Below are 21,757 nucleotides of genomic sequence, written 5' to 3'. Positions count from 1 at the left end.
ATAAAACGCTGAATCCAGAGATGAGAACCCTGGGCTATTCAGCGTCTCGATAGTGTTCTAAATATTGGCTCACGGTGGCGTCATCAACCGCCTCAAAGTGTTCGTACCATTGACTAATCGAACCGAGGGAGGGAGGCGCTATTATGCAAAAACTGGCATCCACTTTAGCGCTAATGGTTTGCCAACTGCTGGGAGCGACGACGGGGGCAACGGCGGTTATGCTGAGGGGCTGAAAGGTCTTGATGGCCGCGATCGCCGCTTGAAAAGTCGCCCCTGTTGCGACGCCATCATCGACCACAATCACGGGACGACCTTGAATGTTGGGTCGCGATCGCCCACCCCGATAACACTGGTCGCGGCGCTGTAACTCTTGCTGCTCGGCCTGCACGGTCGCCTGAATTTGCGCCGACGAAATCTTTAATCGCTGAATCAAGTCTTGACTCAGAATCTGGATGTTGGGGGCCGCGATCGCCCCCATCGCGAGTTCGGGCTGGTTGGGAACTCCGAGCTTACGCACCAGCCAAATATCTAGCGGCCAACCGAGCCGCCGTGCAATCTCTGCGCCTACCGGGACGCCCCCACGCGGTAGCGCAATCACCCAGCCCGGCATGGCAAAGGATTGAGCGGCTAGCTGGTCGGCAAGTAGCTGCCCAGTTTGGGTGCGATCGTAGAGTTTTGATAAATCCATACGGACGGACGCACTTGACGCTTCAGCACTCGCAGGAGCTCAGCGCACAAATGTTCTCACTTAAGTACGTTTGCTGTTAATCACAGCATAGCGACCGTCAGCCACGCTCTGATCGATACTGTGGGTACTGATAACCGGGCGATGGCCGTTGCTGACTTGCGTCCAAGCCATCCATGAACAGCACCAATAAACGACTTTTTCAGTCAAGCGATCGCTCATGATGGGGGTGGTTATAGCGATCGTCATTCCCGTTGCATGTGCAACAGCAATCCCTCATAATCCCGCCCCAAATACACGATTCATACGGCAAGTAGTTGCACAATTTTTCGTGAAGATTTTAGTCTTGATACCGCCATCAATGTCTAACGTACGAAAGTTTAGAAACTGCTGCCAACCCCAATGGACGTGGTACCCATAGCGTCAAAAACAGTCAGTCCTAGCGGGAGGTCAATGTCACCATTCTCATTCACCAAATCATCAATCAACCCCTCGCCCAAGACCTCCGTTGTCTCAGAACTGTCTTGGGTCGTCTCAGGATTATTGATGCGATTAGCCACTGAATCGAGCAAGGTTTCATCCGTTTGGGCGGCGACGCTGCGTCCTTCTAAGGGCAATAAACTGTTCGCAACATTTGTCTTTTCAAGACTGTCATCTGCTTGCGCTGACAACGTCATTGAAAGCGTCGCGACACAGGTGGCCGCCACTAAAAGTTGAATCTTAGAAAGAGTACGCATGTGAGAACCTCGTGTGAAGAGCAATGGTTGATGCCATACCCCAAAGGTGAGATTGGCAACTACTTTCTAAACAATTTATAAAGTTGGTCACTTAAATCGACACCTGCACTAGATATATCCGAACCCATTAATAGATCGGCCAAAAGTTGTTAATTCTTCTGATTGCTCAGGCAGGATATGGGGACTAAATGATGCATCACGCCTCACACACTGCTGTCAATATCGGCGGAAAAATACGAGGTAGCCTGGGTACTCCTACGGAGAAGCTCAAGTACGCTGATCACCCTCCCAGGGCACATTCCTTCATACAGCGCAATATTCGGCCCATTTAGAGGGGGCATGAGTGGCTGAGCGAAGGGCTGCGATCGCGGTGGTTGCGCCATCACACGCCTTGATTGCCCATCCTGACTGGACTTCGCTCCGTTAGCTGAGCGCTTGGGCGACTGGCTGAACAGCTGCAAGGCAGCGTAGGCTTTTGTAAGATTGCTGGTGGTTACGACATATGACTGCCAGTTGGTTTGTTATGATTCGTTGACCGACTCTGTGTATTTACGTAACCAGCTGCCGGATTCGGTTACGGGTTGACCGGATTTTGGTCACTCTAAGTGAAGTAGGAAGCGATGAAACGTTTTGGAGAGTTGGGTCGTCATGTTATGGGGAAGCGCCGCTGACTGAGTCGCTGGCCAGTACTCGTGGTTTGAGGCCCGCCCGCAGTTGACTGACTTCCTACCGCTCTTTGGATGATTGAATGCGATCGCAGGTGTGATGAGACAAACAGTTACGCAAATCAGTGCTTCAGTGGTGATAGGGGTCTGTGCCCTTAGTGGTCTGGCAAGCTCCTTTGCAAGAGCTGGCGAGGTGCCCAGCGCATCTCTGCCCTCGTCATCGGGCGTTAGTCGCGATCGGCTAGCCCAAGCGCAAACACCGCCGCCGGTGCCGCCCCAGCCAGATCCAGTGCCCGCCTCCCGAGTGCCGACAACGGGAATCATGGGCCTCACTCCGGCAATAGAAGATGATCTCGGTGTCGGGCATCTGCGTCCTGAAGACCTGTCGTTTTTGGCGAATCCCGACAGTGATGATAATCGTTCGCTCCTTGGGGCTGGCTGGTTGCAGTCAGCGGCTATCCCGATTTATATCGAGCCCAACGGCAATCATTGGGGCTGGATTATCAATGGCTGGCTGGTGCCCAATGGTCAGGCCCCCATCGCTCTGGGGCAAGATGCCAGCTTTTTGATGTGGCAGACTTATCCCGATCTCATGTCGTTTCCGGTGAAACAGCTGCGCGAGGATGGCTGGTTTCAGTTTCAATACACCCCAGCCGGCACCGCTTGGGCCCATGTTGACCATCTGGATCTGGGGGCGATAGATTTGGTGATTGAGCCGTGGGAAGGTCGCTTTGCCGAAGTTGAGCAAGTGGCGTTTCGGCAACATGGGTTATCCAAATCTCTCTATTCAGTGCCCGGTAGTGAACGAGCGAGTATTTTGGGGTTGGTAGGGCCAAACAGCTTGATTCAACCGCTGGCCTTTGAGGGCGATTGGATGCTAGTCACCGTGACGCAGCCGACAGACGGTTGCTCTGCGTTTCCGGGTGCTTCCACCCAAGAGGGCTGGATGCGGTGGCGCAATGAGGAGCAAGGTGCCCTTATCTGGTTTGATCCGCAGGGCTGCTAGGACCGGATGGCATCAATTTGCGAACCGTTCATCTCGGGCCGGGGGAAAGGGGGAGCAAGGGAGATAGCAACCAGAAGGGGCCATGATTTCTGCCGCAGAGTACCAGGGCAATGTCAAACCTACATTGACGAATGAGTCGTGTGGGGTCGCAACTAATGTTAGCGAGTTCTGGTCAGGTGAATGGGCTGAAAGCATCGTGATTGGTGGGATAAACTACCTCTGAGATTGTGCTGTGAAATCAAGCTCTGCAAGGCGGTTGTGTGATTGCCATCTATCCCGGAAGTTTTGACCCGATTACGTTTGGCCATCTAGACATCATCAAACGGGGGAGCCAGCTGTTTGAACAGGTGATTGTGGTGGTGGCGGCTAACCCCAACAAGCGATCGCTCTTCGGCTCAGCCAAACGGATTGAGCAAATCCAGACGGCGGTGCAGCCGTTGCCCAATGTGGAAATCGACAGTTTTGATGGTCTGACGGTAACCTATGCCAGAATGAAGCAGGCCAAAGTGTTGCTGCGGGGCTTGCGGGTGCTATCGGACTTTGAAAAAGAGTTACAGATGGCTCACACCAACAAGACTCTGGCAGACGATTTGGAGACTGTCTTTTTAGCGACTTCAACTGAGTACGGCTTTGTAAGCAGTAGTCTAGTGAAAGAAATTGCCCAATATGGAGGCTCGGTGGATCATCTGGTGCCTCCTCACGTTGCCCGGGACATATACCGATGCTACGCCAAGACCTAAATTCTACGAATAATCATAACGGCGCGAACAACGCTGCTGAAATGGCTGGAGCGCCTCAGGAAGCCGCTCCTCATCATGACACGGTTAAGCGTTTAGATATTCAACAATCGTTGAATGTGCTCGAAGAGCTGATTTTAGAAAGTCCTCGGGTGCCGTTTTCGGGACGGACGTTGGTGGATGAAGACCAACTGCTCGAACAGCTCGATCGCATTCGTCTGAACCTGCCGACGGTGTTTCAAGAGGCGATTCAGATTGTGCAGCAGCACGATCGCATCATCAGTCAGGCCAATCAATATGCCCAAGAAATGATGGAAGCGGCAGAACAAGAAGCGGCGCGGCGGGTGGATGATCTGGGCATTGTGCAGCAAGCCGAAAATCAGGCGCGGCAAGTAAAGCAGCAGCTAGAGCAAGATTGCGAGGCGCTGCGATCGCAAACCCGTACCGAGATTGAGCAGTGGCAAAACGCGGCGGAGCAATATTGGGAAGAAACCCGGCGCAGTACCGAAGATGAGTGTTTGGCGCTACGTCAGGATGCCGATGCCTATGCGGCCGATGTGTTGCAGTCGCTAGAGCACAAACTCTCGGACATGATGCGCATTGTGCGGAATGGGCGATCGTCCCTCCCACCGGGGGTTGGCACTGTGGATACCACCGCCCGGGCGCAAGAAACGACCAATGCGAAAAGTCAAGGTACCGCCTTGCCGACTCAGGCCGATGGGTCCCGGACTGGGCGATCGCGTCGCAATCTGCCCCCGTCTTGAGCGATCGCCATCATTAAAGAACGTCCATGCTGAGTTATTTAAAAGGCACCCTGGTTGATGTGCAAAAGCCAGGGGGGCACCGCGTGATGATCACGGTCGATGTTCACCAAGTGGGTTACGACCTACAGGTTACCAGTCGCTTTTTGGCCGAGTTGCCGCCCTTGGGCGAGTCGCTGCAGGTGTTTTGCCATCTGCAAATTCGGGAAGAGTTGCCGGTGGTCTTTGGCTTTGCCAGTCGGTCTGAGCGGGATGTCTTCCGCCAACTGGTGAGCGTTAGCGGCATCGGTCCCCAAATGGCGATGGCTCTGTTGGATACCCTGGGCTTTCAAGAGCTGATTCAGGCGGTGGTGTCGGGCAATACGCGGTTGATCTCGCGCACCAAAGGTGTGGGCAATAAAACCGCTGAGCGCCTGATTTTAGAACTCAAGACCAAGCTGGCGGAATGGCGACAGCAATCTGGGCTGACGATTGCTCCGGGTGGTGGTCCCATGGCCAATGTGCAAGAAGAGGTCGAAATGACGCTGCTGGCTTTGGGCTACACCAATGGCGAAATTGTGAAAGCGCTACAGGTGATTGGTCGTAGCAGCACGCTGGCGAAAAATGACAACGCCGAAGACTGGATTCGGGAAGCGATCGCCTGGTTGAGTCAAGCGACGTAGGTGGTGATGGTGGCTGGCAGCGGCATTGGGCCAGGGAAGCTGGGGGGCTAGGGAGCATGGGGGCGGGGTCACTAGCTTCGGGGTCAAAGTGGCTTGAGCGATCCATCAGAGTTGCAGGTTTTGTATTGCCAGTTGCGATCGCTGCCGAATTGCATCCCAGTCTTGACGAGCAACCAAGGGGGATGGAAAGAGATCACTGGCGATCCCGATCGCGATCGCGCCCTGTTGCAGATAGTCTCGACCCCTCTCGACGGTAATGCCCCCGGTGGGAATCAGGGGAATGTGGCCAAGCGGACCTTGCAAGTGGCGAATGTAGGCTGGTCCCCCGACTGACTGGCAAGGAAACACCTTGACGCTATCGGCACCGAGTTGCCAGGCGGTCATGATTTCGGTGGGGGTGAGGGCACCTGGGATCGCTGGAATTTCCTCCGCTTGGGCGATCGCAAGCAGCGCAGCATCAGTGTGGGGCATGAAGCAAAACTGAGCCCCCGCCGCGATCGCCGTCTGCATGTCCGCCGGGGTCAAGACAGTGCCGACACCGACGTAGCAGTAAGTCGGCAAGGTCGATCGGAGCTGCTGAACGAGGACGGCTGGGCGATCGCTGTTCCAGGTAATTTCAATCAGCCGAAAGCCTGCTGCGACCACCGCTTGCGCCATGGATCGCCCGACAGACACACTGGGGGCGCGGATAATGGCGATCGCCCGGTGCTGCCGGAGTATTGTCAACCATTGCGCTTGCTTCATCACCGCTATCCCCTGCCGCGACTGTTCACTCTATCGCGATGTTTTGTGAACTGGTGCAGATTTTTGCGCCCACAGTGTCGAAACGCTCAAGTTTCGCTAAGATTCACCCATAATTGGGCTAATACAGAGGTAAATCGGCCAACCCGGCTCCAAGGGGCTGCCGTTGACCGCGCATCAGTCTGTTGGCCCACGGTTCATTCGCTCACTGACCATGTTTATGACTGTACGATTGCCATGATTGCGTCCACTGGCTCCGATCGCGACTTTGAACAGGCCACGCTCTTGATGCAAGAGTACTGTTTTGATTTGCGCGGTTTTGAAGCGGGAGAGCTGGTCGCCATTTGGCATGAACGGCTGGAAGCTGAGCCCAGTTGGATTCGGGCTGCGGTCTTAGAGGCGCTGTATTTGGGACGCTACAAAGCCTTTTCTGTGGAGCAGATTTTGCAAGGTTGGAAGCGTCGCGGTCACCCGGTACGTCACTTTAATAGCGAATTTGAGCGCATCGTCTTTGGCCCCATTGATCCCATTGCGAGTAAGTATGCTGCGCTCACCTCCCTCAGTCCATCGGAGCTGCTATCTCCCCAGTCGGAAAGTTCTCAGTCCGTGGTCGGCAGCCCCGATGAAGAGCCGGCAGCAGCCACTGTCGAGGGAGCGACGACGACTCCTTCAGAGCCGAATACCACGACAGATGATGCAACTAAGCTAACTGAAGCGCCCGCAGCTGAGAGGGAGCCACAGCAGCAAGATTTGTTTAGTCAGCCCGCCCCGATTCAAAAATTCCAACCCCGGTCAGAAGCGTCGGAGTTTTATCAGCGATTGCAGGCGGTGGCTCATCATTCTGAATAGTGGCAGGGAAATTTCCCATCTTTGATCAGGTGATTGGATGAGGGAGTTGCTTGAAAATATAGTGTTGCGCAGATAGCTCCGTTCATCGCTTGGACAGAAAAATGAAGGGCTTAGATTAGAAAGCAGGGTTTTATCAAATCCAAGTTTTGTTGAGCAGGCATCTTGCCTGCACCAGGACAGCCGAGACAGCTGTCCACACTTAGATTCAATTTAAACTTTCGGGCTCTCGGCACCTGACTGCGGATTGCATTCTCAATTTTTGGGGTTAGGTACTGCCTAACCCGTGCAGATCCTTAGCTGGCCTGAGGCGATGATTGCAGCGCATGATGCTTAGCGGTTGGCGTAGACGGTCATCGGCTCTTTGATGAAGCGAATGTAGAGGTGTTTGAAGGTCGATCGCACCACGCGGGGCATGCCAAAGTCGATGGGCATGAGCTGCGTGGGAAACGGCCAGTCGGCGATCGCTAACGCTTCCGGACGGGCCAGGGGAAAGTGAATTTCTGACCACTCGGGACAATAGCCCAACCGCATTGACTGGGCCACTGTGGGAATGTCAGCGGGGTTCGCCCCCAAAATTTCTACCAGGGCTCGATCTAGCGCAAAGACGTCGGTGGAAGCTCCCAACACGCCCAAGGGCTCGGGCTCGCCGCCGCTGGGGCCATTGCCGCCGTGCCCAATAATGCCGTCCACAATGGTGAGTTGGGGCGCAATGGTGCGGGCCGTTTCGACCAGCATGGTGCCAAAGCGATCGCGATCCTTCCCAGCTTCCATGTGCCACCAGGCCTTCATTTTGCCCGGCACGCAGCCAAACAGATTTTTGACCCCCAGGGTCAGCGTCAGCTGAATGTGGGATTTCACTTTGGGCAAGTTAATCACCACATCGGCATTCATCGCCTCTTTCGACAACCGCAGGTGGGCCAGTTCACCACTGGCTTCGGTGGCATAGCGGTGACCATGCAGTTCTTGCACCGGAACGCCCGCTTTCTCAAGCCAGGGTAAATAACCATTGGCCTCGGCCACGCCATGGGCACTGCCAAAGGCGGGACTATCGCCCAAAAACGGCTTTCCCCCCGCTGCTTTCACCAGCTCCGCCACGCAGTAGACAATTTCGGGGCGGGTAACGCATTCCTTCGTCGGTCGCGACCCGGTCAGCAGATTCGGTTTCAGCAGCACGCGATCGCCCGGTTTGACGATGGCACTCATGCCACCGAAGGGCTGAAGCGTTTGCTCGATTTGCGGCATCAACTCGTCGATGGCGTAGCTCTGAGCTTTGACTAGCGAGACGGTGGCAGTCATAAGTGATAGTAAGAAAAAACAGTAGCTGGCTTTTTGTCAGAATAAATCAACTAAGCCAAAGCCTGAAAGTCAGAAAAGTCATTCAGCCTACAATACGGAGAAGGACTTTGATTTCCAGTAGGCATGGATCCTTTCACTAATCTCGCGCTGGTGACCTTCAATGAATTAACGCGTTTCATTACTGGTCGCCTGTTTACAGAAAAGCAAATTCGCTCCATTAACCTCACATGCTGTAGGCAAACATCTGCAAGATTGGTTTCCAGAACCAGAATTGGAGATTAGAGCCAGAGAGAGGGTGGAGATAGCTAGGCAGCATATCAATGAGGCCAGTCTCATAATCTCTTCTATGCAAGCTGAACTAGTCAACCAATCCGCCGAGCTTGATCAGCTTCTAGAAGCAATAGACGAAAAAAAGCAATTGGCAGAGCGCTACACAAACTTGGCACAAACAAGTGCAGAAAAATTGTCGGCTTTCAGAATGGAAATGGAAATGGAAGAAGCTCTGCGCCAAGAATTGAGAAGACAATCTGAGAAGGGTAAGTTTACTAGGCTAGCCGCGTCGTTTCTGCTTTGGTTCATTACATTGATTCTTGGCGCAGCTTTAGGTGCTTACTTTAGAGAAATTACTGCATGGCTAACAAGTATGTTTAGGTAACCAAACATAAGGATTTCTATGCATTAGGCTCGCGAGTATTGACGGAGGTACTCATAAGCGGCGATCGCGCCCGCTGTAGCGACATTCAAGGATTCCACCTGTCCCCATTGGGGAATTTCAAGCATGGCGTCGCATTGCTGTACCAGATGATCTGGAATGCCCGTGAGCTCGCGACCCAGCAGCAACGCCGATTGCACGGGGAAGGTGAACTGTGGCAGGGCGATCGCGCGGGGATGGCGGGTCAGGGCGATGACGATGATCCCCTGTTGTTGTTGGTGCGTGATCCAGTGCGGGAGGCGATCGCTGGGGCAAATGCCGATGGGTTGCCATTGGTCTGCTGAGACTGCCACCTTGCGAAACTCGCGATCGGTCAGGATATCTGCGTTGGACAACACCAGTTCTTGCAGGCGCCAGACTTCCGCTGTGCGGCACAATGCTCCCAAATTCATTGGATTTTGCACCAAGCTGGCACAGAGCGTCAGGGGGTGACGTTGAGGAGAATGGAGCGATCGCGCGGCCATCATGCAGAACGGTGACTGGACAAAGGGGACGCACCCTTTCAAGGACAAAGGGGACGCACCCTTTCAAAAGGGTGCGTCCCCTAGCGGTCGATTAAGCGCCGAAGTATTCGGGTTCGTTGCCCGGTGTCCATTTGATGTTGCAGCCAATGCTGGGCTTTTGATCCGGGCTCAAGGTGCCGCCAGCCAGTACGGTATCAATCGCCGCCCGCAGATCTTTGCCGGTGACGGGTTGTTCATCCATGCCGGGACGGCTGTCGTCGAGCTGGCCCCGATAGACCAGTTTGCGATCGCCATCAAACACATAAAAATCCGGGGTACAGGCAGCGGTGTAAGCCTTCGCCACGGCTTGGGATTCGTCAAAACAATAGGGGAAATTGAAGCCCAGCGTTTCGGCCATTTCCTTTAAATGCTCGGGGCCATCCTGCGGATGCGTTTCGATACTGTTAGAGCTGATGGCGACAATTCCCACATTTTTGGGTACATAATCATGGCCGAGGCGGGCGAGTTCATCTTGCACATGCTTGACGAAGGGGCAGTGCTGACAGATAAACATCACCACCAAAGCCGACTTGCCCGCAAACGTGGAGAGGGCAATGGTGTCGCCACTGACCACATCCGGCAGCGCAAAATCGGGGGCGGGGGTGCCAAGTTCCAACATGGTGGAGCTGACCATGACCATAATGACAAATCCTCATTGCGTCCTTATTTGAATGGTTTCATCCTACCAAGTTCAACGAGGGCGGGATGACGGTATATGCAGCGATGAAACGGTTGCGGTCAGGGTGATTGAGGATGATGTCAGGCCAAGATCGGCAAATTGCTTGTTAATCGATCGCTTCTTTGATCTATTGGGAAACCATATTCAAGACAGGACGACCGCTCCTTCGATAGTCTGGAAGCTTAACCGTTTGACTCCGGAGGCGGGGCATGGCGATCGCGCCCGATATTGATCACAAAAGCACTCCCTGGCGCGAGTTTGGTGCCGGTGCCCGACAAACTATTCCGTTGATTATCGGAGCCATTCCCTTTGGCATCATCTTCGGCACTCTGGCGCAAACCAGTGGCTTATCGTTTGCTGGGGCGGCGGCCATGTCAGCGTTCGTCTTTGCCGGGTCTTCACAGTTTATTGCCTTGGGTTTGCTCGCGACCGGCTCCCCCGTTGGCATCATCGTGCTCACGACGTTGGTGGTGAATCTGCGCCATCTGCTCTATGCCGTGGGGCTGGTGCCCTATTTGCAACCGCTTAGCCCTGCCTGGAAAGCGGCTTTGGCCTTTTGGCTCACCGATGAAACCTTTATGGTGGCAATTCAGCGGTATCAAGCGCCGGACGCCTCCCCCTACAAGCATTGGTTTCAACTGGGTTCAGCGCTGGCGATGTATGGCAACTGGCAACTCTGCACCTGGCTCGGTCTGACATTAGGACAAGCGATGCCCAATGCTGCTAACTGGGGACTCGATTTTGCGATGGTCGCCACGTTTATTGGCATGACGATCCCGTATCTCAAAACGCGGCCCATGGTGGCGACTGTGCTCGTAGCGGGGATCACGGCGCTGGGGGCGCGATCGCTACCCCATCAACTCGGTATCATGGTCGCGGCGATCGCGGGCATCGGCACTGGGGTACTGGTCGAAACCATGCAAAAACCGGAGAGTTCCCACCCATGAATGAAGCAGAATGGCTCCTGGTGGGCGGGATGGCGCTCGTGACCTTCGGCATTCGGTACCCCGTGTTGGCGCTGAGTGGTCGGCTCAAGCTGCCGCCGCGACTGTTGCAAGCGCTGCACTATGTGCCCCCGGCGGTGCTGACGGCGATCGTGGTGCCAGCGGTTTTGGTCGAAGCCGATAATCTGTGGATCAGTTGGCAAAATCCGCGATTAATCGGGGCGATCGTCGCTCTCGCGATCGGTCTCTGGCGACAAAATCTATTGCTCACCATTGTCGTGAGCATGGCGGCCTTCCTGCTTTGGCAATTCATCGTGTGAGTTTAGTGGCGTTTGACGGTGCGGTGTAGCCGCGATCTCGTTGAGAGCGGCGCAACCTTGCCGAAAGCAGCCAAGTCGTTGGCGACTTTCCCCCTACTCCGAGCCAGAAATGCTGGTTATCTTGGCCATAAATCAGTCAGTCCCCCGTTCTCTCGCCCCCGGAGTTGCCACCATGCCAGCCCTGCAGAACATCAAAATTGGTCGCCTCATGCTCGCGATCTCTGTCACCGTGCTGATTGCCGACACCGCCCCGCACCCCAGCCTGTCTACTGGTTTGCTAGAAAGCTCCTGGGAACGCTTGGCAATCAACCTGATGGCTCAGCAAGACGTCACTGCTGCCCGTCCCAACTTGACCCATTGAGGGAGAATCGCCTTGCCGCGGGCGAGAATCAGTGGGGCGATCGCCCCCTTGTCCAACTACTCATCTGCGTCAGTTAGCAGCTCTTCCACTTGCTTCGCTAACTCCCGCACAGCGGCTCGTTGGCCGATCACTTTTGCCGTTTCCATAAACTGTGGCAAAGCTTGCACAGGCATGTGCGGAAACGCCAAGCTCTGCTCGACTTCAACATAGGCTGACTCATCAGTATTCAGTTGATAGATGGTCAGCGTTCCCCGTCGCAGCCGCCACAGTTCTGGGATTTTCAGCGCTAGATAGATAGGGAATTTATTCAGCGACGAGCTGCTGTTATCCACTTCGATCGCTAAATCTGGTGGCGGATGAATATTGAAGTCCAGTGTCTCAACTCCACGTACCACCGACTCATTTTGGATGTAAAAGCAACAGTCTGGTTCGAGCCCTTTCTTTTGTGCGGGATTTTTCATCGTCAGCGAGCCGAGTTTTCGGACTTCTAGTCCTAACGCATCAATAAAAACGACTACAAAATCATCAAACAATCTAGTGGATTCTTCGTGTCCCTCCAGCGGAGCCATAATTTCCAGCACCCCATCACAGTAGGCAAAGCGTTTGTTGCGGTTGTCGCCTGTTTCTACCAGTAACTGTTCAAAGGTCTCCCAACTGACCCCGTCTAGTAGGATGCGCGTTTCCGTTTCGGGCCAAGTCTGGAGCGTGGATTGGGGCTGAGCAGAAGCGATCGTCATAGGTCATTACCGGACTCTGCAGGTTGAGGTTATTCTAAACTCTCTTCCTCGGACGACCCATTCACCCAGCCACCCAGCCACCCAGCTACCCTCACATGCTTAACCCGGCGGTTGCGCCAAATTCCGAAAACGAGTGTACTGCGGCTCAAACAGCAGCTTCACGGTTCCGGTCGGGCCATTCCGGTGTTTGGTGATGATGATTTCGGCAATACCGCGATCGGGCGTATCCGGATCGTAGTATTCCTCCCGATACAGCATCATAATCACGTCGGCATCCTGCTCAATACTCCCAGATTCCCTCAGGTCAGACATCATGGGCCGCTTGTTGGTGCGGGATTCGACGCCCCGGCTGAGCTGCGAGAGAGAGATGATCGGCACGTTGAGTTCACGGGCAAGCCCTTTGAGCGATCGCGTGATTTTCGACAATTCCTGCACCCGGTTATCGCTGCTGCCCTCCATCAACTGCAGGTAGTCGATCAGGATTAGCCCCAATGCACCGCCCTGTTCTGCCTGAAGCCGTCGCGCCTTAGAGCGCATTTCGTTGACTGAAATGTTGGGCGTATCGTCAATGAAAACGGGCATTTCCGAGAGTTGGTTGATCCCCTGTCCGAGAATCGTCCACTCGTTGGGATTCAATCGTCCGGTGCGCAGGCGACTGGTTTCGAGGGCGAGTTCGCTGGAGAGTAGACGATACACCAACTGCTGCTTCGACATCTCCAAGCTAAAGATGGCGACAGGGAGTTTTTGGGTGCTGGCGATGTTCCGCGCAATGTTCAAAACGAAGGCGGTCTTCCCCATGGACGGCCTGCCAGCGGCGATGATGAGGTCCGATCGCTGAAAGCCCTGGGTCATCGCGTCCAAATCATAGAAGCCGCAGGGCACGCCAGGGAGGACGATGCCTTCAGCCCGCTCTTCGATTTCGGCGAAGGTCTCGATCAGGATGTCAGCGGTGGAGGTGAGGGCTTGCTGGGGCCGATCTTGGGTAATAGCAAAGAGTTTTTGTTCCGCTTCATCGAGGGACAGTTCGAGAGGTTGGTCAGCCTCAAAGCCGAGCTGGGAGATTTCGCCGCCAATTTGAATGAGCCGCCGCCGCATGAATTTCTCCATGACGAGCTGGGCGTATTGGTCGATGTTGGCCGCGCTGAGGGTGCGATCGACGAGTTGGGCAATGCGGCTGGTGCCGCCGACTTTTTCCAAGAGCTCGCGGTCTTTGAGCCAGTTGGTGACGGTCATCAGGTCGGCGGGCAAGCCCCGACTATGAAGATCCATTGCGGCGCGATAAATGGTTTTGTGGGCGCTGATGTAAAAGGCGTCGGGGTTAAGAATTTCCATGACCCGCCCGATCGCTTCCGGATCGAGCAGCACACCGCCGAGAATGGCTTCTTCTGCATCAACGTTTTGGGGCGGCAGGCGATCGCTATAGCCCTGAAAATCCAGATTCTGAACCATTCCCCTCTCCGCAGTGATGGCGTGGCATCCCCTACCCTAGCGGATTCTTGGCAGAAATAGGGCGTGCGATCGTTACGGTGAATGATCCCCAGCCTCGACTGCATTGCTAGCGAAAACGTCAAGGCTGCCTGAGGCCACCTCTGCTCTACTGTCGGGTGAGCCAACTGGGTCCGATAACGTGCGTAAACTTGGTGTGGCCATGGTTGGCAGACGGTATTGGCGGTCAACCCAGTCCTGGGTTTAACGACTGCTCAGAGATGGCTGCAACGACTTTCCAAAATCATAGGCAAGATGCATGGAGAGTGTGGAAGTATCCTCGTTGTTCGCTTGGGATGATGCTTCATTCTGTCACCTTGGAATGAGATATAACCTGTCGTTCGATCCATCAAAACTGCCCTGGATACCTTTTAGGGTGTTAATAGCTGATTGGTTGGTTGAAATTTGAAAAATCATTTCCACCGCTATAGCGCAAAACTCATTGGAGTCTATAGCGATATTGTGAACAGCCAATCTGCATTTTGTTACGCAGAGGTATCTATGAAACGCTTTATCTTATGCTCTCTTTCCGCAACGGTTGCCCTCACTATGGGTGCGATCGCTCGGGCTGACATGCACGAAGATGGGTCAGAAATGATGGAAACTCATCCTTCCCCCACAGAAGGTGTCATTTCTCCTGATAGTCAGTCTCCCAATAATCGAGCGATCCCCGATGCTGGTGTTGAAGCTGACGAAGCAACCGGAGAAGTAGAAAACGCTGATCTCATCGATGGCATTATCGTGCCTGATAGCAACTCTCCTAATAATCGCGCCGTGCCGGATGAAGGGACCCCAACTGAGGCTGACAACGGCTACGACGACGTCTATGAAGAGTATCGAGAACCGACAACCAACGAATTGTCTAGTGAGCCCAATTCGTCAACCCCTGAGGAAATCGAAGGTGTCATTTCTCCAAACAGCAACTCTCCGAATAATCGGGCAGTGCCTCAGGACGGCGCCCTAGAATTTGACGAGCCCATGTCTGAACCGGACACGGCAGCGCCCACCGATGGCATCATCGTTCCGAACTCTAATGAGCCGAGCAATCGGGTCGAAGTTGACCGAGAGCCAGCGACGACGAACCAAGAGACCATGGTGGATGACGCTGCACCCACCGATGGCATCATTGCACCCAACGATTTGGAACCCAATAATCGCGCGGTGCCTAACGGAGTCCGCTAGCGACGGCATGATATGCCTCAGGAAATCTTGAATATCACGGTCCTTCATAGAGGGTTGAGAGTGGTTGTGAATCAATTCCATGAGTGCAGGCGGTGAATGTTAATGCGGGATCCCGTTCCTAACGGTTGTTGCCCTTCGCCAAGGGTACTCACATGCCTCACTGATGCTGCCCTCTCTAGGGTCGTGCCAAGTCTCACGTCCCCCCATGTTTGCTCGCAAATGTAAGAGCAAGCATGGGGGGATCGTTTGTTTTCCAATTCAGGGCCGACATAGCGTTGCGTAGATAGCTCCGTGCATCTCTTTGGCAGAAAAACGAGGGATTGAGGGCAGGTTTTAGCAAATCCAGATATTGTCAGGCAGACAGCTTGCCTGTTTCGGGACAGCTGTCTCGGCTGCCCACACTTCGATTAAATGTCCATGCTTGAAGCTGTTGGGCTCTCGGCGCCTGACTGCCGACTATATAAAGATTTTGACCTTGATCTCCACGTCCTCTGACAGCCAATGGCTCATGATCGCTCCTCTTTCGTTAAAGCGGCTATCCCAAACCTTGGACGCCCCAAAGTATCAGTCCCCAGACCCAATTCATCCAACTGGTGCCCAAAGCTACAAACAGGCTGTCTGACGTTGGCTACGCTAAGGTGAAAGCTAATCTTTAATTTTTGTAAAAGTCGCTTTTATTGGTGTCGTTTTATGCGTCAAACAGCCGTCGATCTTTTTCAGCTTTTGGTAGAAGCTGGTGCCGTGCCGGGGCAAGATTTTTCTTGTGATGCCGAGCAGGCTGCATTTCATCTGAACGAACGCTGCTATGACTTGTTGCAGGCGGCTTTCCCTCAGGTTGATTGGTCGGATGTGCTGGGGGCCCCGCAAGCTGGGGTACAGCACCAAATTGAGGCGCTACATGAGGCTTTGGGTAGTCATTTTGTTGATCAGCTGGTGGCGCTGATGGTGTCGCGTTTGACGGCATTGGCGGATGACGAGGCAGCGGGCTATGTGCAGGCTATTTTAGTCGGGGTAGAAAGCGCCACTGGCATTGCCATTTTTCCTTTTTTGCAAGCGGCGCTAGATTGGGCGGGCCAAGCCCGCTTAGAGTGGCTGCTGCGTCAGACTGCGATCGCGATTCCTGGTGAGTTGTGCTTGCAAGATTTGTTGCAGGCGGCGGGCGCAACGTCCCAAGATTACGAGACTCATGCCGGGGAGCTATGGCTCACAGAGGCCGGCTGGCAACGACTCGCGCTGGTTTGGGATGGCGAATGTACGTTGGGCACCCGGGTCGAAGCTTTGCCGCCGCGATCGCCAAAACAGTTCTAAACCAATGCCGCTGGAGTCTCAGCAGACGTCTAGCCTGCCCCCGATGCCTGGTTGCGATGGTGATCGATTGGGTGCACAAGCACTGTGCCTCTGGCGCAAGTGACTGAGGCCACGGGACTGGGCGCAGGAGCGGCTGAGGCCGATGCCACACCGCTAGGTTTGACCTGCTATGGTGAATACGTTTTATATTCCGTAATATTTTTGAATTTATGCTCCAAAAAGCCTATACGCATCTCTCTAGTTGGAGCGAAAAGCCTTACGGTGAGCACATTTTGTTTTGGTTTGCCCTAGCGGAGTCATGTGTGGTGCCGGTGCCAGCCGACCCGCTGTTACTGGCGCTCTGTACCGGTGCGCCGCAGCGATCGCTGCGGTTTGCCCTGATTTGTGGGGTGGGTTCAGTCTTGGGCGGCCTGTTGGGTTATGCGATCGGTCATTATGCCTTCGATACGATTGGCAGCGCGGTCGTGCAATTCTATGACCCAGAGCTCAAGACCTTCAGCCAAGTGGAAGGCATTTATGAGCGATGGGGCTTCTGGGGCGTGTTGATGGCGGCGGTGACGCCGATTCCTTACAAGATCTTCACGCTAGCTTCAGGCGTATTTCACTTTGATTTTGGGCAGTTCGTTTTGGCGTCGGTGATTGGCCGTAATGCCCGATTTCTCTTGGTGGGCGGCTTGATGGCTTATGGTGGCGATCGCGTGCAAACCTGGGTGCAAAATTCCTCAGAGCGGCTGCTGTGGGTCGGGTTAGGGGTGGCCGTGCTGGGCCTGGTCGCGCTAAAGCTCCTCTGAGTCGGATAATGATGAAGCTGTGGTTATGAGTGTGGTCAATGGCCCGTCTTTCGGTTGAGCTAGAGCAATTCTTTTTTGATGAATCGCGCTCAGAACAGGTAGTCCTGGCTGACATCTTAAATCTGGCCGAAGAGCGGACCTTCGGCTTTTTGTTTGTGTTATTGGCTTTGCCGTCAGCGTTGCCGATCCCGGCACCGGGCTATTCGATTCCGTTTGGGATTTTGATGTTTGTGCTGGCGGTGCAGCTGATTGCTGGACGGCATCGCCCCTGGTTGCCCGCCCGTTGGAAGGAAAAAGGGTTTGGCCTCGCGCAGATTCAAAAAGTGGTAAAGGCGGGATTGCCCTGGCTGCGGCGCATTGAGGTGCTGTCGCGCCCGCGATTGACGCCAGTGTGTACGAGTCGAGCGGGGCGGATCGTTTTAGGGCTGGCGATCGCGTTGATGTCGATCTGCATGATGATCCCCATTCCCGGCACCAACACCCTGCCTGCGATCGGGATTTTTGTCACCGGGTTTGGCTTGCTCGATGATGACGGTTTTATCAGCCTGGCGGGGCTGACAATTTGTGTGCTGGCGCTGGCGCTGGTCAGCGTCATTCTGTTTGCTGGGGTGCAAGGGGGCTCTGCCGCAGTGAAATTTATTCTCAACGGATTTTCTATGCCCATCGCTGAATAATTCACTGCTGCGCGGAACTGTATTCACGACGACAGTTTGCCTTTATTAAAATGAGCGAGTGGCTAGCAAGGGCAACGGTAATTCACGGCTCGATGTATCGCTTAACAAGACTTCATTGGCTTGGGATCAGTGAAATTACCGCTGAAATCGATGAGATCGAGTTTTTCTTGGCGGAATCTGATGATTTGAAAGGCGCTATTTGCTCAGCGCCCTTGGCTGCGTTTAGGGGACTCAGTCAAGGCCCTCAAGATCACCGCATAATGCAACAAAACATTGCGACGGCCAGGCTAAACCTCAAGTAATTCTAAGAGTTCCCCAACCTCAATTGTTGAGTGTTTACGATGTAGGTGTTGGTTCGGGAAAGTCCAGGAGGGCGAGTATGGATAGGACCCTGTTGCTGCTGTTAGTCATTAGCGGTTTGCTACTCGTGGTGCTGGCTCCCCATGCCACCCTGACCATTACTGCCGCGATCTCCCTCTCAGTGCTCACTACACGCATGATTTGGGCGTTTGGCCAATCGTTTGAGTCAGGCACGCCTCGTCAGGCGACTGATTAATTGTGTGGGCAATGATGGTTTGACGTCCGGTTTCGGTACCTGTCACGGTGGGTGGAGTTGCAATTTGCAACCCCACCTTTTTATATGCCCCGTTGGGTGACCCAGTTCGTTGGTTTGAGATTCCTGAACAGTTTGTCTATTCACCGCAGCAGTGGTTTCCGATACACCCTACAATCAGCTATGGGCTGGACGAGGAAGACCAAAAGCATGACGGCGTTAGACGACATCACTCAACAATGGTCCACCAGATTGGCTACAGAGTTGGCGGACGAAAGCGACAATTCTCGCCACAGCATTTTGGAGTGGCTACTCGGTTCTGACCCAGAACGGTTTAATGAGGCCGACCCCGCGAAGCTCCAAATTCTGGTGCAAGCGCTGGAATATCGCTATCAAATTTTGCGTCAGCGCTACTGGCAGGTCGGCCCCGATCGCGCGTACAAAAATCTCATCAAGCGCTTGAGCAGTCTGTTTTTGGTGCGAAGCAAAGTCCGCACGTGGATTGCCCTCAGCCGCGATCGCCGTCGCACGGTGACCGACGTGCTGCAAGAAGTGATTCAAGAAATGCTGCAAAGCGATCGCTATCTCAAGTCGCAGGTGCAATGGATTGGGCAGTGCTCTTCCCGACCGCAAATTCGCAATTTGCTGATGCTCGCCACGGTGGAAGAATATTGCCTGCGCCCCATTCGCAATCAACCGTTGTTGGTCTACCGCTTTGTGAACTATTTGCGGCGATCGCAGCGGGGCGGCATGACCAACATTCCTTCGGGCGAGATGATTCGCCTGATTTCGGAAGAAGTCGGCACGGATGAACCGGATTCTTCCATGAGTCTGTTGGATGTGGAAGCCGTCGCCAAGTACGAAATGCAGACTGATGCTGAAGCGGCTCAAGTCGCTCGCGAGCAGGTGAAAACCAGTTTTGCTGCCTACTTGCAAGACTCCCTCGATGAGACTGCCGTCGCTTGGCTTGAACTCCATCTTCAGGGGTTTTCTCAAGAGGCGATCGCCCAACGCCTCAACTTATCGACGAAGGAAGCCTATCGCCTGCGGGAAAAGATTCGCTATCACGCCATTCGGGTCTTTACGCTCAAAGAACAACCTGACTTGGTGTTGGGCTGGCTCAAAACGTCTCTGAAAGATCACAACCTGGGCCTGATTCCTGAGCAATGGGAGGCGTTTCAGTCGAGCCGCAGCCCCATCCAGCGACGCATTTTGAATGACCTCAAAGCCGGGCGTAGCTTTGATGACATTGCCAAGGAAACAAACTTGAAACCTAAGCAAATTACGGGGGAGTGGGCACAAATTTACCTCGATGCCCAAAGTCTCCGCCAAGAAGCCAGCAGCTCTTAAAAATAAGGGAAAAGCGCTTATCGTCAGCTAATTTAGCCGCTTTTCCGGGAGAACGCTTGTAATCTTGAAAGTAAGCGATTGCCGCAATCAGGCGCATATTGCGACCCAGGTCTTCGGCTCCGAGTTTGAGTGCTGCCAGCAGATCGGCTGATATTTCAAAGGTTACGGATTCATGCATCACAGGCCCGTCCTCGCTGATACTAATAGCTTAACTGAGGCTGCTTGCAGTAGTGGGGCGATCGCCTCCCCTCACTCTGCCACTCAAACACTCTTGTCCTCACCCAGAAAACAGAGGCTAAACTAAGATCAATCTGGCTCAACGCTGCCCATGACAAAATTCGACCCTTAGAATTGGATGTTTTTTCTATAGCGTGCTCTTAAACTTTTCTATCATTAGACATGACAATTTCAGATCTTTATATCGACAACATAAATTATTACTGGAGACATGATATTCCAAGTTTTTTGTTATTTTTATTCGACCGTGATAGTTCCTACTGTATTGAAGTTAAAACTGAAGAAGATGAAGAATGGGATTCAGCTAACACGCTTTTCGAGATTGGATTCAAATCAACCGCCAAAAAAAATCTTGATAAATCTAGACTCTTATGGATATACAATTCATTTCTTTTCTGAAATTTATAGCTCATTTTATTCGGAGCTAAAAGACGGATACAGCATTTCTCACTCTAGTGAGGTGCAGTAGCAGCAATTTGTAAACCAGTTTTTAATGTCTGTCAAAGAAACTTCCNNNCTTCATGTGCCTTGATGATTTTTCGACGGAACTCGATAGAGTAAGCTTTCATCCCTGTCTCTTAGCAAATTCCAAAACATATTAAGTGTATCTCACGAGACTGGAAAAGGCTGTATATGGAAGCCGTCAGATATTTACTGCTCGAAGAATATGGAGAGAACGCTGACAATATCTTTTCTGAGGAAGACATAGATAGGCGGCTTTTGGAACATCTTAGCAAGTTCCCAGACGTTGGAAGAAGAAATGAATTTGAAGATTTCATTAGCCTAGTTAAATTGTTTCTGGTATTTGAAAACAATAATCAATCTCCTCCAGACGAAGGGCACAATATCTTAACTTTAAGTGATAGGAAAACATACGAAGTTGACTATGCTGCTTATTCTTGCCGGAAGGAAGACTCCAATGCCTCTCGTAGTCTTGACTTCGAGGCGCTTATAGAATATACAAGTGGCGAAATTCTAAGTATGCCTCCTTGGATATCCGAAATAGCCGATTTATTTGGCAGTGAATATTATAGAGTCTGTCCGGAGATCATGTCTCTTTTACATCTTCGTTTAATTCTTGAAGCTGTCGATCCTGATAAAGAAGTAAAACTGGCCATTCATGTTGATGCATACGACGATGAAGAGATGGATCTAGATGTTTTGTTGTCGCAACTTTCAAACACTTTGACAAGGAAAGTTGGCTTGTACAATAAAGCATTTGAGCCATTGCTCTTGAAAGAGGAAATCTTAAGAGCACGATACGTTAAAAGTGAAGGTATGAAGCTCTTGAACAGTTGCAATGTAAACAGAAAATATGAAAAAGGATTAATCCTTGAAAGACTGACTGAACTACTATTTACTGATGGTAATACGCTAGAATTAGTTACTAAGAGAGTAGAGACTGGCGATGAGGAAATTGATTTAGTAATTAAGAATACGATGACCTCTCCATTCTGGCAAGCGTTTAGTTCTCCTCTCTTCTTTGTGGAGTGTAAAAACTGGAGTAAACCAGTAGGCGCAAAAGAGCTTAGAGATTTTGAGATTAAGATTCAAAATCATTCGAGATTGGCAAAGATTGGCTTTTTTATATCTTTAAATGGTTTTACTTCGGGGTTTGAGTCAGAAATGAAACGCTGTAGTAGAGCCGATTATCATATTGTCACGTTAAGCAAAAACGAGATAGAAGAATTTCTCAAAACAGATACAGCATTTCTCACTCTAGTGAGGTGCAGTAGCAGCAATTTGTAAACCAGTTTTTAATGTCTGTCAAAGAAACTTCCT

At 52.8% G+C, this 21,757-nt stretch carries 26 protein-coding genes; 16 read left to right on the top strand and 10 right to left on the bottom strand.

Annotated features, from left to right (window positions below; all coding sequences use genetic code 11):
• Window positions 1–34 precede the first annotated feature (34 nt).
• The 3 genes from DYY88_RS22360 to DYY88_RS22350 all read right to left on the bottom strand — a co-directional run bounded on the left by DYY88_RS22360 (window position 35) and on the right by DYY88_RS22350 (window position 1,422).
• A complete protein-coding gene (locus tag DYY88_RS22360; RefSeq protein ID WP_039726623.1) occupies window positions 35–688 on the bottom strand; it encodes a phosphoribosyltransferase in 654 nt (217 codons plus the stop codon).
• Window positions 689–748: 60 nt separating this feature from the next.
• Window positions 749–934 (bottom strand): hypothetical protein, encoded by a 186-nt coding sequence (locus DYY88_RS22355; protein ID WP_130199564.1) that lies wholly within the window; start codon window positions 932–934, stop codon window positions 749–751.
• A gap of 131 nt (window positions 935–1,065) precedes the next feature.
• Entirely contained in the window at window positions 1,066–1,422 is a 357-nt protein-coding gene (locus DYY88_RS22350; protein ID WP_130199563.1) for a hypothetical protein, read from the bottom strand.
• An 858-nt stretch (window positions 1,423–2,280) separates the two neighbouring features.
• Between DYY88_RS22350 and DYY88_RS22345 the strand changes: the two genes are divergently transcribed.
• From DYY88_RS22345 to ruvA, 4 genes are all read left to right on the top strand, one after another.
• Window positions 2,281–3,093, top strand: coding sequence for a hypothetical protein (locus tag DYY88_RS22345; RefSeq protein WP_130199562.1), 813 nt, complete (start codon window positions 2,281–2,283; stop codon window positions 3,091–3,093).
• Window positions 3,094–3,353: 260 nt separating this feature from the next.
• Window positions 3,354–3,833, top strand: coding sequence for a pantetheine-phosphate adenylyltransferase (coaD, locus tag DYY88_RS22340; RefSeq protein WP_039726627.1), 480 nt, complete (start codon window positions 3,354–3,356; stop codon window positions 3,831–3,833).
• 41 nt (window positions 3,834–3,874) lie between these two features.
• Complete coding sequence (locus tag DYY88_RS22335; RefSeq protein ID WP_063776176.1) at window positions 3,875–4,594, top strand: ATP synthase subunit B family protein; 720 nt, start codon at window positions 3,875–3,877, stop codon at window positions 4,592–4,594.
• A gap of 26 nt (window positions 4,595–4,620) precedes the next feature.
• Window positions 4,621–5,253 carry a Holliday junction branch migration protein RuvA gene (ruvA, locus tag DYY88_RS22330; RefSeq protein WP_039726628.1) on the top strand — a complete coding sequence of 211 codons (633 nt, stop codon included), beginning with the start codon at window positions 4,621–4,623 and terminating at the stop codon, window positions 5,251–5,253.
• Window positions 5,254–5,358: 105 nt separating this feature from the next.
• Here the strand turns inward: ruvA and DYY88_RS22325 are convergent, their stop codons facing one another.
• Window positions 5,359–5,997: a bifunctional 4-hydroxy-2-oxoglutarate aldolase/2-dehydro-3-deoxy-phosphogluconate aldolase gene (locus DYY88_RS22325; RefSeq protein WP_039726629.1), complete on the bottom strand. Its 639-nt coding sequence runs from the start codon at window positions 5,995–5,997 to the stop codon at window positions 5,359–5,361.
• Window positions 5,998–6,231: 234 nt separating this feature from the next.
• Between DYY88_RS22325 and DYY88_RS22320 the strand changes: the two genes are divergently transcribed.
• Entirely contained in the window at window positions 6,232–6,843 is a 612-nt protein-coding gene (locus tag DYY88_RS22320; protein WP_052288379.1) for a hypothetical protein, read from the top strand.
• Window positions 6,844–7,173: 330 nt separating this feature from the next.
• On the opposite strand, the gene DYY88_RS22315 is transcribed toward DYY88_RS22320, so the two are convergent.
• The gene (locus tag DYY88_RS22315; RefSeq protein ID WP_039726630.1) at window positions 7,174–8,139 is read right to left on the bottom strand and encodes an Npun_F2552 family protein; all 966 of its coding nucleotides are present in this window, start codon (window positions 8,137–8,139) and stop codon (window positions 7,174–7,176) included.
• Between the two features lie 346 nt (window positions 8,140–8,485).
• Between DYY88_RS22315 and DYY88_RS22310 the strand changes: the two genes are divergently transcribed.
• Window positions 8,486–8,794 carry a hypothetical protein gene (locus DYY88_RS22310; protein ID WP_130199561.1) on the top strand — a complete coding sequence of 103 codons (309 nt, stop codon included), beginning with the start codon at window positions 8,486–8,488 and terminating at the stop codon, window positions 8,792–8,794.
• A 23-nt stretch (window positions 8,795–8,817) separates the two neighbouring features.
• Here the strand turns inward: DYY88_RS22310 and DYY88_RS22305 are convergent, their stop codons facing one another.
• Both DYY88_RS22305 and DYY88_RS22300 read right to left on the bottom strand, forming a co-directional pair.
• Window positions 8,818–9,363 carry a TrmH family RNA methyltransferase gene (locus DYY88_RS22305; protein WP_207223375.1) on the bottom strand — a complete coding sequence of 182 codons (546 nt, stop codon included), beginning with the start codon at window positions 9,361–9,363 and terminating at the stop codon, window positions 8,818–8,820.
• A gap of 43 nt (window positions 9,364–9,406) precedes the next feature.
• Window positions 9,407–9,994: a thioredoxin family protein gene (locus tag DYY88_RS22300; RefSeq protein WP_039726633.1), complete on the bottom strand. Its 588-nt coding sequence runs from the start codon at window positions 9,992–9,994 to the stop codon at window positions 9,407–9,409.
• 248 nt (window positions 9,995–10,242) lie between these two features.
• Here DYY88_RS22300 and DYY88_RS22295 point away from each other — a divergent pair, with 248 nt between their 5' ends.
• The 3 genes from DYY88_RS22295 to DYY88_RS22285 all read left to right on the top strand — a co-directional run bounded on the left by DYY88_RS22295 (window position 10,243) and on the right by DYY88_RS22285 (window position 11,658).
• Window positions 10,243–10,980, top strand: coding sequence for an AzlC family ABC transporter permease (locus tag DYY88_RS22295; protein WP_039726634.1), 738 nt, complete (start codon window positions 10,243–10,245; stop codon window positions 10,978–10,980).
• The gene (locus DYY88_RS22290; RefSeq protein ID WP_039726635.1) at window positions 10,977–11,297 is read left to right on the top strand and encodes an AzlD domain-containing protein; all 321 of its coding nucleotides are present in this window, start codon (window positions 10,977–10,979) and stop codon (window positions 11,295–11,297) included. The genes DYY88_RS22295 and DYY88_RS22290 overlap by 4 nt, the downstream gene beginning before the upstream one ends.
• Window positions 11,298–11,469: 172 nt before the next feature.
• Window positions 11,470–11,658 carry a hypothetical protein gene (locus DYY88_RS22285; RefSeq protein WP_039726636.1) on the top strand — a complete coding sequence of 63 codons (189 nt, stop codon included), beginning with the start codon at window positions 11,470–11,472 and terminating at the stop codon, window positions 11,656–11,658.
• Window positions 11,659–11,714: 56 nt separating this feature from the next.
• On the opposite strand, the gene DYY88_RS22280 is transcribed toward DYY88_RS22285, so the two are convergent.
• A complete protein-coding gene (locus tag DYY88_RS22280; protein ID WP_044151181.1) occupies window positions 11,715–12,395 on the bottom strand; it encodes a Uma2 family endonuclease in 681 nt (226 codons plus the stop codon).
• Window positions 12,396–12,494: 99 nt separating this feature from the next.
• Window positions 12,495–13,844, bottom strand: coding sequence for a replicative DNA helicase (gene dnaB, locus DYY88_RS22275; RefSeq protein ID WP_039726637.1), 1,350 nt, complete (start codon window positions 13,842–13,844; stop codon window positions 12,495–12,497).
• A gap of 537 nt (window positions 13,845–14,381) precedes the next feature.
• Between dnaB and DYY88_RS22270 the strand changes: the two genes are divergently transcribed.
• From DYY88_RS22270 to DYY88_RS22250, 6 genes are all read left to right on the top strand, one after another.
• Window positions 14,382–15,062 (top strand): hypothetical protein, encoded by a 681-nt coding sequence (locus tag DYY88_RS22270; RefSeq protein ID WP_130199560.1) that lies wholly within the window; start codon window positions 14,382–14,384, stop codon window positions 15,060–15,062.
• Window positions 15,063–15,752: 690 nt separating this feature from the next.
• A complete protein-coding gene (locus DYY88_RS22265; protein ID WP_039726639.1) occupies window positions 15,753–16,370 on the top strand; it encodes a hypothetical protein in 618 nt (205 codons plus the stop codon).
• A 209-nt stretch (window positions 16,371–16,579) separates the two neighbouring features.
• Window positions 16,580–17,161 (top strand): YqaA family protein, encoded by a 582-nt coding sequence (locus DYY88_RS22260; protein ID WP_039726641.1) that lies wholly within the window; start codon window positions 16,580–16,582, stop codon window positions 17,159–17,161.
• Window positions 17,162–17,199: 38 nt separating this feature from the next.
• The gene (locus tag DYY88_RS22255) at window positions 17,200–17,835 is read left to right on the top strand and encodes an exopolysaccharide biosynthesis protein (RefSeq protein ID WP_039726642.1); all 636 of its coding nucleotides are present in this window, start codon (window positions 17,200–17,202) and stop codon (window positions 17,833–17,835) included.
• Window positions 17,836–18,214: 379 nt separating this feature from the next.
• Window positions 18,215–18,391 (top strand): hypothetical protein, encoded by a 177-nt coding sequence (locus DYY88_RS24370; protein WP_160299539.1) that lies wholly within the window; start codon window positions 18,215–18,217, stop codon window positions 18,389–18,391.
• Between the two features lie 207 nt (window positions 18,392–18,598).
• Window positions 18,599–19,738, top strand: coding sequence for a HetZ-related protein 2 (locus DYY88_RS22250; protein ID WP_039726644.1), 1,140 nt, complete (start codon window positions 18,599–18,601; stop codon window positions 19,736–19,738).
• Here the strand turns inward: DYY88_RS22250 and DYY88_RS25115 are convergent.
• Entirely contained in the window at window positions 19,671–19,916 is a 246-nt protein-coding gene (locus DYY88_RS25115; RefSeq protein ID WP_072041320.1) for a UPF0175 family protein, read from the bottom strand. The two genes, DYY88_RS22250 and DYY88_RS25115, sit on opposite strands and share 68 nt — an antisense overlap.
• 692 nt (window positions 19,917–20,608) lie before the next feature.
• On the opposite strand from DYY88_RS25115, the gene DYY88_RS22240 reads away from it, so the two are divergent.
• The gene (locus DYY88_RS22240; protein WP_052288380.1) at window positions 20,609–21,724 is read left to right on the top strand and encodes a restriction endonuclease; all 1,116 of its coding nucleotides are present in this window, start codon (window positions 20,609–20,611) and stop codon (window positions 21,722–21,724) included.
• Window positions 21,725–21,757 lie beyond the last annotated feature (33 nt).

The sequence above is a fragment of the Leptolyngbya iicbica LK genome, assembly GCF_004212215.1.
Taxonomy (GTDB): Bacteria; Cyanobacteriota; Cyanobacteriia; order Phormidesmidales; family Phormidesmidaceae; genus Halomicronema; species Halomicronema iicbica.
Note: the sequence above shows the minus strand (reverse complement) of the source record. Positions and strands in the feature narration are given on the sequence as shown.